This is a genomic window from Nocardia sp. NPDC006630 (assembly GCF_040611495.1).
Lineage (GTDB): Bacteria > Actinomycetota > Actinomycetes > Mycobacteriales > Mycobacteriaceae > Nocardia.
Window position 1 is genome coordinate 21850 of sequence record NZ_JBEXOK010000018.1, and the last position, 15683, is coordinate 37532.

The 15683-nt window shown below is 66.5% G+C and carries 15 protein-coding genes; 9 read left to right on the plus strand and 6 right to left on the minus strand.

What is annotated here, in order from left to right; translation table 11 throughout:
- Positions 1 to 39: 39 nt before the first annotated feature.
- Entirely contained in the window at positions 40 to 1230 is a 1191-nt protein-coding gene (tuf, locus tag ABZX86_RS37570; RefSeq protein WP_327142348.1) for an elongation factor Tu, read from the plus strand.
- 55 nt (positions 1231 to 1285) lie between these two features.
- Here the strand turns inward: tuf and ABZX86_RS37575 are convergent, their stop codons facing one another.
- The 3 genes from ABZX86_RS37575 to ABZX86_RS37585 all read right to left on the minus strand — a co-directional run bounded on the left by ABZX86_RS37575 (position 1286) and on the right by ABZX86_RS37585 (position 3770).
- Positions 1286 to 1558 carry a hypothetical protein gene (locus tag ABZX86_RS37575; RefSeq protein WP_355130800.1) on the minus strand — a complete coding sequence of 91 codons (273 nt, stop codon included), beginning with the start codon at positions 1556 to 1558 and terminating at the stop codon, positions 1286 to 1288.
- Positions 1559 to 1609: 51 nt separating this feature from the next.
- Entirely contained in the window at positions 1610 to 2398 is a 789-nt protein-coding gene (locus tag ABZX86_RS37580; RefSeq protein ID WP_355130886.1) for an aspartate/glutamate racemase family protein, read from the minus strand.
- A 127-nt stretch (positions 2399 to 2525) separates the two neighbouring features.
- The gene (locus tag ABZX86_RS37585) at positions 2526 to 3770 is read right to left on the minus strand and encodes an FAD/NAD(P)-binding oxidoreductase (RefSeq protein WP_355130802.1); all 1245 of its coding nucleotides are present in this window, start codon (positions 3768 to 3770) and stop codon (positions 2526 to 2528) included.
- Positions 3771 to 3933: 163 nt separating this feature from the next.
- Between ABZX86_RS37585 and ABZX86_RS37590 the strand changes: the two genes are divergently transcribed.
- From ABZX86_RS37590 to ABZX86_RS37615, 6 genes are all read left to right on the plus strand, one after another.
- Positions 3934 to 4287, plus strand: coding sequence for an SPW repeat protein (locus ABZX86_RS37590; protein WP_297610141.1), 354 nt, complete (start codon positions 3934 to 3936; stop codon positions 4285 to 4287).
- A gap of 5 nt (positions 4288 to 4292) precedes the next feature.
- The gene (locus tag ABZX86_RS37595) at positions 4293 to 4913 is read left to right on the plus strand and encodes a helix-turn-helix domain-containing protein (protein WP_355130888.1); all 621 of its coding nucleotides are present in this window, start codon (positions 4293 to 4295) and stop codon (positions 4911 to 4913) included.
- A 116-nt stretch (positions 4914 to 5029) separates the two neighbouring features.
- Complete coding sequence (locus tag ABZX86_RS37600) at positions 5030 to 6250, plus strand: lipase family protein (RefSeq protein ID WP_355130804.1); 1221 nt, start codon at positions 5030 to 5032, stop codon at positions 6248 to 6250.
- Positions 6251 to 6339: 89 nt separating this feature from the next.
- Entirely contained in the window at positions 6340 to 7308 is a 969-nt protein-coding gene (locus ABZX86_RS37605) for a hypothetical protein (protein WP_355130806.1), read from the plus strand.
- A 150-nt stretch (positions 7309 to 7458) separates the two neighbouring features.
- Positions 7459 to 8196, plus strand: coding sequence for a DNA alkylation repair protein (locus tag ABZX86_RS37610; RefSeq protein ID WP_355130808.1), 738 nt, complete (start codon positions 7459 to 7461; stop codon positions 8194 to 8196).
- 224 nt (positions 8197 to 8420) lie between these two features.
- The gene (locus ABZX86_RS37615) at positions 8421 to 8957 is read left to right on the plus strand and encodes a transglycosylase SLT domain-containing protein (RefSeq protein ID WP_355130810.1); all 537 of its coding nucleotides are present in this window, start codon (positions 8421 to 8423) and stop codon (positions 8955 to 8957) included.
- A gap of 119 nt (positions 8958 to 9076) precedes the next feature.
- Here the strand turns inward: ABZX86_RS37615 and ABZX86_RS37620 are convergent, their stop codons facing one another.
- Positions 9077 to 10132, minus strand: a complete 1056-nt coding sequence (locus tag ABZX86_RS37620; protein ID WP_355130812.1) for a ferredoxin--NADP reductase — start codon at positions 10130 to 10132, stop codon at positions 9077 to 9079.
- 40 nt (positions 10133 to 10172) lie between these two features.
- Positions 10173 to 10796 carry a mycofactocin system transcriptional regulator MftR2 gene (gene mftR2 / locus ABZX86_RS37625; RefSeq protein ID WP_355130814.1) on the minus strand — a complete coding sequence of 208 codons (624 nt, stop codon included), beginning with the start codon at positions 10794 to 10796 and terminating at the stop codon, positions 10173 to 10175.
- 227 nt (positions 10797 to 11023) lie between these two features.
- On the opposite strand from mftR2, the gene mftF reads away from it, so the two are divergent.
- Entirely contained in the window at positions 11024 to 12424 is a 1401-nt protein-coding gene (gene mftF / locus ABZX86_RS37630; RefSeq protein ID WP_355130816.1) for a mycofactocin biosynthesis glycosyltransferase MftF, read from the plus strand.
- Positions 12425 to 12426: 2 nt separating this feature from the next.
- Here the strand turns inward: mftF and ABZX86_RS37635 are convergent, their stop codons facing one another.
- On the minus strand, positions 12427 to 13653 hold the full coding sequence (locus ABZX86_RS37635) for a cytochrome P450 (RefSeq protein WP_355130818.1): 1227 nt from the start codon (positions 13651 to 13653) through the stop codon (positions 12427 to 12429).
- Positions 13654 to 13820: 167 nt separating this feature from the next.
- On the opposite strand from ABZX86_RS37635, the gene ABZX86_RS37640 reads away from it, so the two are divergent.
- Complete coding sequence (locus ABZX86_RS37640; protein WP_297610166.1) at positions 13821 to 15170, plus strand: GAF domain-containing protein; 1350 nt, start codon at positions 13821 to 13823, stop codon at positions 15168 to 15170.
- Positions 15171 to 15683: the final 513 nt, after the last annotated feature.

The following is a 15683-nucleotide window of genomic DNA, read 5'->3' on the forward strand; positions in this document are numbered from 1 at the left end:
GCAAAAAAGCACGCACTTAACTAGTCCAGGAGGACCACAGTGGCGAAGGCGAAGTTCGAGCGGACGAAGCCCCACGTCAACATCGGCACCATCGGTCACGTCGACCATGGCAAGACCACGCTGACGGCAGCGATCACCAAGGTGCTGGCTGACAAGTACCCGACGCTGAACGCGGCGTTCGCGTTCGACCAGATCGACAAGGCGCCGGAGGAGAAGGCTCGTGGTATCACGATCAACATCTCCCACGTCGAGTACCAGACCGAGAAGCGCCACTACGCCCACGTAGACGCCCCCGGCCACGCCGACTACATCAAGAACATGATCACCGGTGCCGCGCAGATGGACGGCGCGATCCTGGTCGTGGCCGCCACTGACGGCCCGATGCCGCAGACTCGCGAGCACGTGCTGCTCGCCCGTCAGGTCGGCGTGCCCTACATCCTGGTCGCGCTGAACAAGTCGGACATGGTCGACGACGAGGAAATCCTCGAGCTCGTCGAGATGGAGGTCCGCGAACTGCTGGCCGCTCAGGAATTCGACGAGGATGCCCCGGTTATCCGCGTCTCCGGCCTGAAGGCGCTCGAGGGCGACCCGAAGTGGACCGAGTCTATCGTCGAGCTCATGAACGCGGTCGACGAGTCGATCCCGGAGCCGGTTCGTGAGACCGAGAAGCCGTTCCTCATGCCGATCGAGGACGTCTTCACGATCACCGGTCGTGGCACCGTCGTCACCGGTCGTATCGAGCGTGGCATCGTGAATGTCAACGAAGAGGTCGAGATCGTCGGCATCAAGGACAAGACGACCAAGACCACGATCACCGGCATCGAGATGTTCCGCAAGCTGCTCGACAACGGCCAGGCGGGCGACAACGTCGGTCTGCTGGTTCGTGGCATCAAGCGTGAAGATGTCGAGCGCGGCCAGGTCGTCGTGAAGCCGGGCACCACGACTCCCCACACGGAGTTCGAGGGCCAGGCCTACATCCTGTCGAAGGACGAGGGCGGCCGCCACACCCCGTTCTTCAACAACTACCGCCCGCAGTTCTACTTCCGTACCACGGACGTGACCGGCGTCGTTACCCTCCCCGAGGGCACCGAGATGGTCATGCCCGGCGACAACACCGAGATGAGCGTCAAGCTCATCCAGCCGGTCGCCATGGAAGAGGGCCTGCGTTTCGCGATCCGTGAGGGTGGCCGCACCGTTGGTGCCGGTCGCGTCACCAAGATCATCAAGTGATTTGATCCACTGAATCACTGAAAGGGCCGTTCCCCTTGGGGGAGCGGCCCTTTCGCTATTTCTGGGGCCGGTCGGTATCGGTCTCCTCGGCGAAGGCCGAGTTGCCGTCCTTGTCGACCCAGTCGCTGATCGCGGTTCCGGAGATCATGCCGCCGCTGCCGGGCAGGACGGTCGTCGGGCGATCATCGCGGTAGGACTCGGCCATCTTGTGCGCCTGTTCGCGGTGCTCCGCGAGGACTTCCGGCTCCGGTATCGCCGGCTGTGCATTCGGCGGTGTGTTCGCTGCTGCGGGCTCGTTGCCCGCGGTATCCATGCTCTCTGTGCTCATATGGCACGACTGCCCGTATGCGCCCGCGGCAAACCTGCGGCGGGCCGATGATCAGGCGAAAGGCGTGGATCCGAGCGGCCGCAGGGTCGCTCCGAGGAGCCGCCCGGAGTCGAAAGCGGCTGCGGCGGCGGGCATTTCGCCGGGGCGGTTGCTGGTGAGGACGCGGGTGGCGGCGGTACCGGTCAGCGGCCGGCCGAGGGCGTCCATGCGGCGCAGCGTCTGCCCGGCCACGGCTTCGGCACTGTCGAAGACCCGGATGCCAGGGGGTAGCGCGGCCAGAATGGCGTCGATGACGAGCGGATAGTGGGTGCAGCCGAGGACGATGCCCTCGGTGTCCGCCGGAGTGCGCCCGGCGGCCCCGGTGATCGCTTCGGCGATGGCGGGGAGATCACCGCGATCGATGGCGTCGGCGAGACCGTGGCACGCGACTCCGGTGATTTCGGCGTCGCCACCGAACCGGGTGATGAGATCGGCCTGGTACGCGCTGGCCGTGGTAGCCGCGGTCGCCCAGACCGCTACCTTCCGGCAAGCCGCGGCGGCTGGTTTGATGGCGGGCACGGTGCCGATCACCGGCACGCCCGGACCGACCTCGGCCCGCAGCGGCTCCAGCGAGGTGACACTGGCCGTATTGCACGGCACCACAATGACTTCCGCGCCCTCGCGCAGTGCGGTGCGGGCGGTTTCGAGCACGCGTTCGGTGACCCACTGCTCGGGTTTCGGTCCCCACGGCGCGCCGTCGGGGTCCATCATCAGCAGCAGATCGATATCGGGCCGCAGTTTCCGCAACCACGCCCCCGTGGGCAGCATCCCCAGTCCGGAGTCTATGAGCGCGACGATCACACCTGTCACGGTAGTGAACATCGCACCTCGATCGCGAACCGTGTCCGCCCAATGGGTGGAATGAGCCGCCGAACGGCGCGGATCCGCGCGGTTCGGAAGTGTCGGCCGGGTTCTTCGGGCCGGGGGCTCAGGAGACCGGCTGGGCTCCGGCGAGCTGTGCGCGCATCTTCATCACCTTGCCGGTCATCCCGGCGCCGACGACCGCGACCAGGGTGCCCGCGCGGAAGAGGTGGGCGAGGAACTTACGCCCCTGGTCCTCGATGATCCGGACCTCGTCGGCGAGGCCGGGGCTGCCGAGCACCTGGATCTTCACGTTGTACTGATCACTCCACACGTACGGAACATGCACGGCGGCAGGATGATCCACGCCGAGCAGGGCGTAGGCGAGAGTTTTCGCCTGCTCGCCCGCATTGGTCCAGTGCTCGACCCGCCTGTTGCGGCCGGTGCCGAGCCGCCAGGCGGCCACATCGCCGACCGCCCAGACGCCGTCCACCCCGGTGCGGCCGACCTCGTCGGTGAGCACGCCGCCGCCGTCGGCAGGCGCTGCCAGCGGGATGCCAGATTCGGCGAGCCAGTCGGTGACCGGCACGGAGCCCACGCCGACCACCACCAGGTCGGCGTCGACGACGCTGCCGTCGCTCAGCCGGACGCCGCGTACGGCCGTCTCCTCGGGCGCGCTGTCTCCGGTGGTATTCGCCTGAGCCGGAACGTCATTCGCAGCATCGTGGGTGGTGAGCAGCGCCTCGACACCGACACCGCAGCGCACGTCGACGCCCTCCTCGCGGTGCATGCGCGCCACCAGTGCGCCGATCTGCTCGCCGAGGGCGGCGGCCAGGGGAGTGGGCTGCGGTTCGACGAGGACGACGTCCACGCCGCGCGCGCGGAAGCTTGCGGTGAGTTCGCAGCCGATGAATCCGGCCCCGATGACCACGGCGCGCTGTGCGGTGCCGAGGTGCTCGCGCAGTCCGGCGGCGTCGTCGTGGGTGCGCAGCACGTGGACGCCGCGGGCCTGCGGGAAGCTGGGAATGCGCCGGGGCCGCAGTCCGGTGGCGATGACGAGCCGGTCGTAGCCGAGCGTGCTGCCGTCGCTGAGCGTGACCTGCCGGGCGCCGGTGTCGACGCCGGTGGCGGCCACGCCGAGCCGCAGGCCGATGCGCATTTCCTGGAAGAATTCGGCGGGCCGCAGGGCGGTGTCGTCGAGCTCGCCGCGGACGAACTGTTTGGACAGCGGCGGCCGGTCGTAGGGTGCGCGGTCTTCGTCGCCGAGGAGGGTCAGTTCCCCGTCGTAACCTGCGTGTCGCAGCTCCTCGGCGGTTCTCAGGCCGGCCAGTCCCGCGCCAACAATTAGAACGTGTTCTACCGAGTGCGACATATCGCACACCATATCGGTTCCGGAGGGGGCTTGACGCTGTGTCACGCACCACATCCGATCAGCTGCTGAATCGTAGCCGAGTATTTATTGATCGGGCGGTCAATCAGGACTAAACCGGTAAGTAGGACATATTCTCAGTTCTCAGCCTTGAAGGAGGCACCCCATGTTCACCGAGAGCCGCACCCAGGATGCGGTGGCCGTCGTACTCGGCGCGTACACCGCTCTGTCTTCCCTCTGGGTTGCCCATAGTGATCGCGCCATGTGGACCCTGATCGTGCTCGGCGTACTCATCGCCCTCACCGGTCTCGGCCATCTCGCCAACGCCCTCACCGGCACCGCCCAATACGCGATGGTCGTGCTCGGCGCGCTGCTGTTCATCTCCCCGTGGGTGATGAATTTCCATGACTACACCGGTGCCTCGTGGACCGCGTGGGTGGCCGGTGCGCTGACCGCGGTGATCGGACTCGCGGCAGTGCCGGCGGTGTCGGGCCGGCTGCATACGGTGACACATCACTGATGCAGATGCATCGACCCGGAGCGGGGCGTCGCCGGACCCGGAGACTCGACGGCGACGCCCGTCAGCTCATTCTCGATGCCGCGGAGAAACTGTTCGCGGCACAGGGATTCGACGCGACCCCGACGGCTGCCATTGCCGCCGGGGCCGACGTCCCCAAAGGCCTTGTCTTCTACTACTTTCCGACCAAGGATGCGATTCTGTCGGCACTCATGGCCGAACGCGTCCCCGCCGCTCCCATCGATGACATCGAATCCGTTGTCGCCCCGGGTGATCCGGCGAAGAGTCTGGTGAATCTGGATGCCGCGCTGAATCTGCGCGACAATCACTCCTCGGTATTGCGCGTCATCATGTGGCGTGAGGCCGATACCCATCCGGATGTGCGTAAACAGTTGCGCCGCATGCGTGATCAGCTGCTGGATGTGACCGCGCGGGTGTTGCAGGCCAGTGCGCCGGGCCCGGTGCAACCGGGCACATTGCGCGCCTGTGCGGCCGCGTGGGTTTCGGCCATGTTCGCCATTGCCAGCACCGATCGGCTGCATGCCCTCGACGGTGTGCCGATCCCGACCGGCGATGAGATCTTCAATGTGGCGCAGGTGGTCGCGGCGGGGATGACACACCTGGGCTGACACGGCCGGGCTGAATGTTTGCTGGCGTGTCGCTGCACACTCTGAATGCAATCCACACGACACTCGTTTCGGGATGTAATCCGGTGCGAGCACTGCAATCTGTCGTGGAGGAACTGATGAGGGCCAAATGGTTGCCACGAATACTCGGCTACTGCGGTGTGCTCACCGTGGGGCTGGTGATCGTGGCCGTCGCCCCGGCGGCGTCGGCGGAGCCCATCTATCCCGTCGCGGATCCGGACCCGTTCTATGCGCAGCCCGCCGATATGGCGAGTCACAGTCCCGGTGATGTCCTGGATTCGCGAGTCATGCCGCCGCTGTTCTACTTCCCGGACACCACCGTCACCATGATCAAGTTCCGCTCCACCAGCTCCGAGGGTGCGCCGATCGCCGCCGTCACCACGGTGCTGACGCCGCGGGAGCATCGCCCGGACGGCCCGGTGCTGTCCTATCAGCACATCATCAATGGTCTGGGCGCCCAGTGCGCGGTATCGCGGGTGCTGTACACGACGGACCCGAATCTGTTCGTGAAGGAATCCGTCGCCCTGAATGTGGCGCTGCGGCGCGGCTGGTCGGTGGCCCTGCCCGACCACCTGGGCCCGAACGTCGCCTACGGTGCGGCCAAATTGGGTGGCCAGATCACCCTGGACGGTATTCGCGCGGTGCAGCGGCTGCCGGCACTGCAGGCGGCCAACAGCCCGGTGGCAATGGCCGGATATTCCGGCGGCGGGATGGCGACGGCCTGGGCGGCGGCCATGGCATCGACCTACGCACCCGAACTGCACATTGCCGGTGCGGCCGAGGGCGGTGTCCCGATGAGTCTGCTGAAGATGGTGAATTCGCTTGGCATGCAATCACATCCGGCGTTCGGACTGGCGATGGCGGCGGCGATCGGCCTGGAACGGGAGTATCCGGATCGGCTGCCGATCAGTACGCAGATGAATCAGCGGGGCCTGGCGGCGCGCAATGCCATGGCCAATGGTTGCACCAATGAGATCATGGCCGTCGGCGCGGGTCACAGCGCCGGCGAATTCGCCGCCAGCACTTCGATGATCGATGATCCGGCGGTGCGGGGCGTCCTGGAGGAGAACAGTCTCGAGCTCTATGACGGCATTCCGAATATGCCGGTGTTCGAGTGGCATTCGCCGAGTGATCCGCTGATCCCGGTGGATGCCATAGTCGATACCGATCACCGCTACTGTGCGGCCGGGGTGACCCTGGATATGGATATGAACGGATCACCGGAACACCTGTCCGCCGCGGTGCTCGGTATGCCGTCCGCTCTGGCCTGGTTGGATGCCCGTTTGCGCGGTGAACCGGCCCCGACGAACTGCCGATAACAGTCAATCCCCCAATACCGTTGCTCGTGAATCGCTTTCGCCGCAGCCCGACTCGCACGGGCTGCGGTGGGACGGTAAGAATGTCGCCCATGGATGCCGATTACACCAACGGGCTGGGTTCGTCCCCGAACTCTCGTCAGGAGAGCTACCGTCTCACTCACCCGGACACCGCCGACCCGGGCGGTTCGCCGAACCCGGTGCTGACCGGCGTCGACACCGGTAATCACGCCATGCTCGGCCGTACCAGCCTGGACCAGCAGGAACAGCCGGTGCAGTGGTCGGCCCCGGTGAACCGCCGCAGCGCCCCCGAGGTGGATTCGCCGATCCGCCGTTCGGTGCAGAATCTGGACGCCGTCCCGCAGTGGTCGGCCGATCTCGACGCCTCACCCCGCCGCGCCGCCCCCGATCTGGATTCCACGCCGCGACTGAGCACCTCGGAACTCGAGTCGATTCCGCGCCGCGCTGCCCCGGACCTCGATTCCGCGCCGCGCCGCGCTGCCCCGGATCTCGATTCCGCGCCGCGCCGCGCCGCGCCGGATCTCGATTCCACTCCGCGACTCAGCACTCCGGATTTCGATATGTCCGCGCACCGCACGGCGACCGACGTGGACACCCCTGTCCGCCGCGTGCCCGCCGATTCGGTTCCCCGCCGCGCCGCCCCCGATCTCGACTCGTCAGCGCATCGCGCCGCCCCCGATCTCGACGCGAGCCCGCGCCGCGCCGCCCCGGACCCGGAGCCCTCTCACCGCCGCGCCGCCCCGGAACCCGAACTGCCCGAACCGTCCCCGAACCCCGATGCCGCCCGAGCCCGCGAATTCCGCGCCGAGGACGCCCCCAATATCGATCTGCACCACATCATGAGCCTGCTGGTCGCCAGCCACGACCTCGATGTAGCAGCCCAGGCCGCCGAAGCCGAAGGCGCCGTCCCCGAATTGACCCAGGCAGCCCGCCGCACCCGCGCCGCCGCAGTAGATCTGATCGCCGCCTGGTACGGCGGCCCCGAACATATGCGCAAATTCGGCGAGGTGCTGTTACAGGCCGCGGCCGAAACCGCTTGAGGCCGAGTGCCGTTCCACGGCACAAAGGGCAGCCGACGTGTCCGCCGCAGCTGGGAGCGGGCGGCGCGCGGGCTGAATGATCCGGCGCCGCCGCCGAATTGATCGGCGCGGGTGCGAATTCTTGTCGGTGGGGTGCTCGATCATGGTGTGATGGGTGAATTGACGGCGGCGGCGGTGCAGGGCGAATTGGGGAAAGTCGCCGATGCCGTGGATGCGGTGCAGTTGCAGCGGTTCTTCAAGACCGGGCCGGGGGAGTACGGGGCGGGGGATGTATTCATCGGGGTGCGGGTGCCGAAGATGCGGGCGGTGGTGAAGCCGTTCGCCGGGTTGCCGCTTTCGGAGATCGATGTGTTGCTCGACAGTGCGGTGCATGAGCATCGGCTGGCGGGTTTGGTGATTTTGAATGGGGAGATGGCGCGGGCCATGCGCAAGCGGGGCGCGGATATCGCCCGGCAGGAGCAGATCGTCGAGTTGTATCTGGCCGCGGTGCGGCGGGGGCGCGTGAACAACTGGGATCTGGTGGATGCTTCAGCGGAGTTCATTGTGGGGCCGTGGTTGCTGGAGCGGCCGCGCGCATTGCTATTCGAGTTGGCGGAGCAGGAATCGCTGTGGCAGCGGCGGGTGGCGCTGCTGTCGAGTTTCGCATTCATCAAGGCCGGTGATGCCGGTACCACGATCGAGTTGTGTGAGCGACTGCTCTCGGACAAGCGCGATCTGATTCAGAAGGCCGTCGGCTGGATGCTGCGCGAGATCGGCAAGCGGGTGGATCGGTCGATTCTCACCGGTTTTCTCGATGCGCACGCACCCGCGATGGGCCGGACAGCTTTGAGCTACGCCACAGAACACCTCCCGGCGGAGCAGCGGGCGCACTATAGATCCCTGCGCTGATCAGCGCTGATAGCGATCCTGGTGAGCGGCCTCTCGAGACCCTGCACCGTGTGTTCATCTGTAGTTAAGTTTATGTTCATGTGGCGCAATCATTCTGTGACTTGTCAGGAACAGACCGCACGTTCGGTTATAGCCAGGCGTACTCGACCTCCATGCGGAATCTCCCCGCAACACGAGACGCAGCCGGCGGCGGTGTTCACAACACAAGTCAGCAGGTCATTGCATTGCGAAAACTGTTTCCCCTCGCCATCCTCGCCGCCCTCGCGGTAGTGCCCGTCCAGGCCGCCGCGGAGGTGCCCGGTGTGCCGCCGGAGCTGCAGCAGCCCGCTGAGCAGGCCCAGCAGTACGCCGAGAACCTGCCGCAGCCGCAGCAGGATGCGGTCCGGAGTTTCGTCCAGACGCTGCCCGCGCCGTATTCGGACCTACTGCCGCCGGTCTTCGAGAACAATCTGGACGGCTGGATCAAGAACGCCCTGTACGTCATGGGTCAGCACGGCATCCCCGGCGACTACGACGGCATCTTCCGCAATATCCAGCGGGAGTCGGGCGGTAACCCGCAGGCGATCAACCTCTACGACTCCAATGCCGCCGCCGGCATCCCGTCCAAGGGCCTGCTGCAGGTCATCGACCCGACATTCCAGGCGTACCACGTCGACGGCACGTCCTGGGACATCTACGACCCGGTCGCCAACATCTCGGCCGCCTGCAACTACGCCGCGCACCGCTACGGCTCCATCTCGAACGTCTTCTCGGCCTACTGAGGGTTCCCACCTCTCGGGGGCTTCGCCCCGAGCCCCCGTGCCCGAGTATTCCTGTCCCGCAACGGGAATCGGCCGCCGCGTCCCTGACGCGGCGGCCGATATGTCCGGAGAGTCGGGTCTCAGAACTGGATTTTGAGGTGATCGGTCACCGGGCGCGCCTGGCACCCCAGGATGTACCCGTTGGCGATGTCCTCGGGATCCAGGATCTCGGAATTCCCCATCTCCACCTCACCGTCGAGCACCGTGCACGCGCAGGATCCGCACTCGCCCTCGAGGCAGGAGTAGGGCACATCGAGGCCCTTGGACAGCATGATGTCCACCAGCGTCTGGCTGCGCGGCCAGCTGAGTTCGTGTGTCTCGCCGTCGAGTTCGACCTCGACGGTGGCCGCGTCCGCGGCTTCCTCCGCGGTGATCTCGGCCGGCGCCACATCGGCGAACGGATCACCGGCGAGCGAGTTGAAGATCTCGGCGTGGGTGCGGCTGCGCGGCACCCCGAGCTGTGCGAGCGCGTCGTGCACGCAGTCCATGAACGGCTTGGGCCCGCACATGAAGGCCTCGTACCCGGCGTAGGGCGCGGTGAGCGTGGCGAGCGCGTCGACGGACGGCAGCCCCTGCAGATTCTCCAGCCAGTGGATGACGGCGACCCGCTGCGGATGCTTGCCGGCGAGTTCGCGCAGTTCGTTGGCGAAGATCACCGAGGCGTGGTCGCGGTTGGCGTACACCACGACGATGCGCCCGCTGCCGCGCGCGAGCGCGGACTTGAGGATCGACATGATCGGCGTGACTCCGGACCCGGCCGCGAACAGCAGCAGGTCGGTATCGAGGTTCTTGGGCGTGAAAATGCCGGAGGGCGGCAGTACTTCGATCTCACTGCCCGCGATCAGGTTGTCGCACACCCAGTTCGACGCGTACCCGTCGACGGTGCGCTTGACCGTCACCTTGGGCTTGTCGTCGGTGTGCGGTGAGCTGGCGAGCGAGTAGCAGCGGGCCACGGACCCGGTGCGGTCGCTGGGGATGCGCAGGGTCAGGAACTGCCCCGGCAGGTAGCTGAAGCGTTCGCGGAGGTCCTCGGGGACGTCGAATACCAGCGAACAGGAATCGGCCGTCTCATTGATGACCGCGGAGACCCGCAGCACGGCTGATCGTGAGCTGTGCGGTACGTCGACGGTGGTCATAGTGTCCTCTCGAACCAAACTAGAACGTGTTCTAGTTTGACTATACGTGGCTGTCTCGCTGCCGGACAAGCTGAGCCTCGAGTCCGGCGATCAGCACATCCATGGAGAAGTCGTAGGAGTATTTCCCACGCAGGTCGGGCAGATGCTTCATGGCCCGCTCCACCGCCTCCGGCAGCGCCCGATCCTGTAGTGCCCCACGATCACGCGGATTCACCTTGCTGCGCCCGAAGAGGTAGGTGTGGATGGTCGCATACGAGGCGAGCACATTGCGATCGTCGAATCCCGCGTCGAACAGGATCTCCATCACGGCGGCGATGAGATCGAGTTGTTTGCCGAGCATCTGTTCGATGAGCACATCGCCGAGTCCGGGATGCCGGCGCAATTTGTCGTCGATCTGATCGATGAGATCGCGCAGCCGCATTTGCCACGGCCCGAATTCCGGTGGCGGCTTGCGCACTCCGGTGAGCGCGGCGGTGGCGACCAGGTCGAGCAGCTCGCGTTTGTCGGCGACGTAGTAATACGGGGCCATCGGGGAGACGCCGAGTTCGCGGGAGAGCCGGCGCATGGAGAGTTTCTCCACTCCGTCCTGACGGACCACCCGCAGTGCGGCTTCGACGATCTCGGCTTCCGAGAGTGTGTTGCTTCCGCCCCCGCTTGTCTGCATCCGTCCGACTCCCATACCACCTCGACCGCATCCTCGGTGGGCACAGTGGGTTCGGATTTCCGTCCCCTGCCTGTTTCACCTGCTGGTTTTTTCTCCCCAGCAGTCTAGAGCGCCGGGTGTTGCCGTGGTCCGGCTGCGTACTCGGTGCGCGGACCAATCGGACTAACCGGAGCAGTGCGGCGCGCCAATCATGATTGCCAACGGTTGGCTGACTTAGCATTTGTGGAATGCGCCATGATCGCCTTCCCGATGGTTTCGGGGTGCGGATCGATCCCAGGGTGCGCACTTACTCCGGTGGACGGTTCCTGGTCGGCGGTTCGCCGAACAGATTGCTCCGCCTAGCGCCGGAGGCTGCGGCCATGATCGGTGACGGGTACCTCGAGGTGACCGACCCGAACTCAGCTCGGGTTGCCAGACGTCTGCTCGACTCCGGAGTGGCGAATCCGCGTCCGCGCCTGCTCCCTTCGCTGGAGGACGTGACCGTCATCGTGCCGGTGCACAATGATCCGGACGGTCTCACGCGGCTGCTGTCGGCCCTGCGCGGGTACACCGTGATCGTGGTGGACGACGGTTCCGATCGGCCCGTGCGGATTCCGCGGTCGCCGGGCAATCGCTGCCGGGTGACGGTGCTGCGCCGGGATCGCCGGCGGGGCGTCGCCGCCGCCCGCAATTTCGGATTGCGGTGCGCCGCGACCGAATTCGTAGCCTTCCTGGATCCGGATGTGGTACCGCGCACCGGCTGGCTGGAGGTCATGCTCGGGCACTTCAGTGATCCGAAGGTGGCCCTGGTCGCACCGCGCATCCTGGCCATGGATCCCGATTCCACCCTGCTGGCCCGCTATGAGCACACCCGCGGTTCGCTGCATCGCGGCCGCCGCGAGTCGGCGGTGCAGGCGCACGGCCCGGTGCCGTATGTGCCGAGTACCGCACTGCTGGTGCGCCGCCTCGTGCTGCTGGGGGAGGGCGGGTTCGACGAATCCATGGCCGCCGGTGGCGATATCGACCTGTGCTGGCGGCTCGATCGCGCCGGGTGGCGGCTGCGCTACGAGCCGGCCGCGCGGGTCGCGCACAGCAATCCGGTCTCGCTGCGAAAATGGTTCGCGCACAAGGTCACCCATGGTACCGGCGTGGCTCCGCTGGGGCAGCGGCATGCGGGAATGGCCGCGCCGCTGTCGATTCCGATCTGGACCGCGGTGGCGGCGCTGCTGTTCGGCAGCCTCACCCGCTGGGGCGCCATCGGCGGCACGCTGACCCTGGTCGCGACGCTGTTCCGGCTGCGCCGGGTCTTCGCCGAACTCGACAATCCGACGCGGGTGGCCGCCATATATATGGCGCGTGGTTTCTCCGGCGGCATGTGGCGCATGGCTTCTTCGATGTGCCGCCACTATTGGCCGGTGACGCTGCTGGGCATGCTGTTCTCGCGCCGCATCCGGCACCTCGCGGTGACCATCGCGGTGGCCGACGGTCTGGCCGACTGGTTCATCCATCGTGAGGCCGGAAGTCTCGACCCGACCCGGTACGTACTGTGCAAGCGGCTCGAGGATGTCGCCTACGGCACCGGCCTGTGGTGGGGTGCGGCCAAACTGCGGGACGGCGCCGCCCTGCGACCGACCCTGCCGCCCAACTGAATTCAGCCGACCGCGGTCAAGCGCACCGGCATGTGCCGGACGCCGGTGTGCTTGTTGCTGCGGGTGTGTTCGATCGGGCCGGTCAGTTCCGCCGTGCCCACCTGATCCAGCAGTGCGGTGAAGACCACCCGCATCTCCATGCGTGCCAGCGCCGAACCGAGGCAGAAGTGCCCGCCGCGCCCGAAGGCCAGATGCGGATTGGGCCGCCGGTCGATATCGAACCGGTGCGGATCGGTGAAGACCTCCGCATCCCGATTGGCCGAGGCCCACCACAGTGTCACCTTGTCCCCGGCCCGGATTCGCTGCCCGCCCAGGGTGTGATCGCGGGTGGCGGTGCGCCGGTTGTACGGCGTCGAGGAGGCCCACCGCAGCATTTCCTCCACCGCGCCGTCCACGAGCGTCCGATCCTCCCGGAGTCGCCGCCAGACGTCGGGTCGCTCGATCAGTGCCGCCATGCCGAGCGCGATCGAGTTCCGCGTGGTCTCGCTCCCCGCTGCGATCAGCAGGCTGAAGAGCATGGCCTGCTCCATATCCGAGAGCGGCTCCCCGTCGATGGTGGCGGTGGCGGCCAGCGACATCAGATCCTCGGCGGGCTCGATCCTCTTGGCCGCCAGCAGTTGTGCGCCGTAGGCGCGGGTCTCGGCCACCGCCTGCCGGGTGCGCGCGGTGACCTCACCCAATTCCCGATCCTCGTAATCGAGTGCCACATTCGCCCATGCGAACAGCTGATGCCGATCCTGCTGCGGCACCCCCAGCAATTGCGCCACCGCCTGCAGTGGCAACTCGGCAGCGAGGTCGAGCAGGAAGTCGCACTCGCCCTTGGCGATTGCGGCCGCGACGATCGCCGCGGCCCGTCCGCGCAGCTCCTCTTCGATGAGCCGCAGCGTCCGGGGCGCAACGCTGGGTGTCAGCAGTCGCCGCACCCGCGCGTGCCGGGGATCGTCCATCATGTTGAGCAAAATTCCGGCGGCCCAGTCCGCGGGCAGGTCCTCGATGATTGTTCCTCCGCCGGAACGGTTTCCGCCGCCCTGCGAGGAGAACGTGTCCGCATCCGCGGCCGCGGTGACGATATCGGCGTACCGGCTCAGTACCCAGAACCCTTCGCCGTCCGGGGTGTGCACGGTGGGTGGATGCCACCAGACCGGCGCTTTCGCCCGGAGCCGATCGAAGACCCCGTGTGGAAATCCGCGCGCGAATCCGTCCAGTGCGGTCAGGTCGATATCGTCCACGCGCTCAGGCTTACACCGCGGCCGCCGAGTCCGTGGCGCATCCGCAATTAGATGCAGCTCACATTCTGCGGGGTTCGGTTTCCGATGTGACCTGCGGGACAAACGACCAGCTTCGTACTTAGGCGTCGGACCCCGCCGGTACTCTTCGGGGACAGAAAGAAAGGCAAATGGTCAGCAATCTCGCAGGTGGGAGTAGCCCGCAGCACGGTGCCGAGCCGGGCACCCAGTTGGGTGCGCTCGAAGCCTATGCCGCTCAAGCCCACGGATATCTCAGTGTGGGCGGCGAACAGCTCAATCAGCTGCCCGGCCTCCTACGCCCCATGGTTCTCGAATCGTGGTTGCGCACGCTCCGCGGCGGTGTCGATCCTCTGGATGACAATGACGGCCGCGGGCTACGCGGAACCGATCTGGAGCGCTATCGCGTCGCGCACCCCATCGCGGCCGTGATGCCGCTGGTGGACAAGTTGCTGCTGCGCGATGCCACCAGTACGGGACTCATGGTGGTGGTCGCCGATCAGTTCGGCCGGGTGCTCTCGGTGCACGGTAATCCTGATCGGGTGCAGGCCGCGGCCGAGGCCGGTTTGCGCGAGGGCAATGACCTGAGCGAGCGCCGGGTCGGCACCAATGCCGTCGGCCTGGTGGTGCGCACCGGGCGGGCGGCGTGGATTCACGGCCCCGAGCATTTCCTGCAGCGCATGCATCAGATCACCGGAGCCGCTGCGCCCGTTCATGATCCGGACGGCCGCCTGGTCGGTGTGCTGATGATCGCCGGCGGCGTGCGGGTGGCGCGGCCGGAGATTCTGGCGCTGGTGAAGGCGGCGGCGACGGCCGCGGAGATGGATCTGCTGCTCGCCGCGGTCCGTTCCGGTCATGACCGCCGCAGTGCGGACGCGCCGATTCCGGAGCGTCTGGGCCTGGAGGTGCTCGGCCTGGGTCAGCCGCAGTTGACGGTGGCGGGGGAGCGGGTGCCGCTCTCGCAGCGGCATGCCGAGATCCTGCTGCTGCTGGCCGAACATCCCGAGGGACTGTCGGCCGATCACCTGGCGCTGCTGCTGGATGACGCCGATCTGGACAATGCGACGATTCGCGCCGCTATGTCGCGGTTGCGATCGGTGGTGGGCCCCAATGTCTTCGGTTCCCGCCCGTATCGTTTGCGGGTCCCGATCGCCACGGATGTGGAGGCGCTGCGGGCCGCCCTGGACTCCGGGGACGTCGATACGGCGGTGCGGCTCTACGCGGGCCCGGCGCTGCCGCGTTCGAACGCTCCTGGAGTTATAGACATTCGCGATGAATTGCGGGTACGTCTGCGGACCGCTGTGTTGCGTTCCGGTGAAGCTTCGGTCTTGAGCCGATGGACCGCGGGTGCCGAAGGACGCGACGATTCGGCCGCCTGGGCGGTGTATCGATCAACCGTTGACCGAGATTCTCCGCTGTATGCGCAGATCGAGGCGAAAATCCGAGTGCTCGACCGGCGCATGGGCGTCGATGCAACGCAGTTGCAACGTTTCGACTCATAGTCTTCGCAACCGGAAGTGCGCTCGGTCACAGCGCGGCTTCGTCATGTGGTCGCACCCACATTTTCTGCGGACTCTCCGCGATCTTCGGAACCAACTAGACGCTCGTCCAACTTTTTTCGGGGAAAAAGTTCCGTTTTATTACGATTCCGCCTAGTCTTCGCAATGCATGGAGGGCATCCGTGTGATGCAGGCGACAGGGCATCGCTCACCAGAGCCGGGTGAGCAGCGTTCGTAGTGAAGTTGGAGGAGATCGACAGCAGTACACCCCAGATGCGGATGACCCGGAGGCACCCGCATCCCCGGCCGCGGAATAACGGGCAACCCGGCCGGTTCGAGCACTAGTTGGATCACGCGCACGAGCGTCACCCCCGACGCCGCGCATTCGTCGAAACACCCAGGGCAGTGCGGTTCTACCGACCTGGATGCCGGTCACTCACCGGCGTCGCCAGGTCTATTTCGCGATGCCCGAAAGCGTTCGGCCACACAGCAATTCGGCATAGCGAGGAGGCTTCG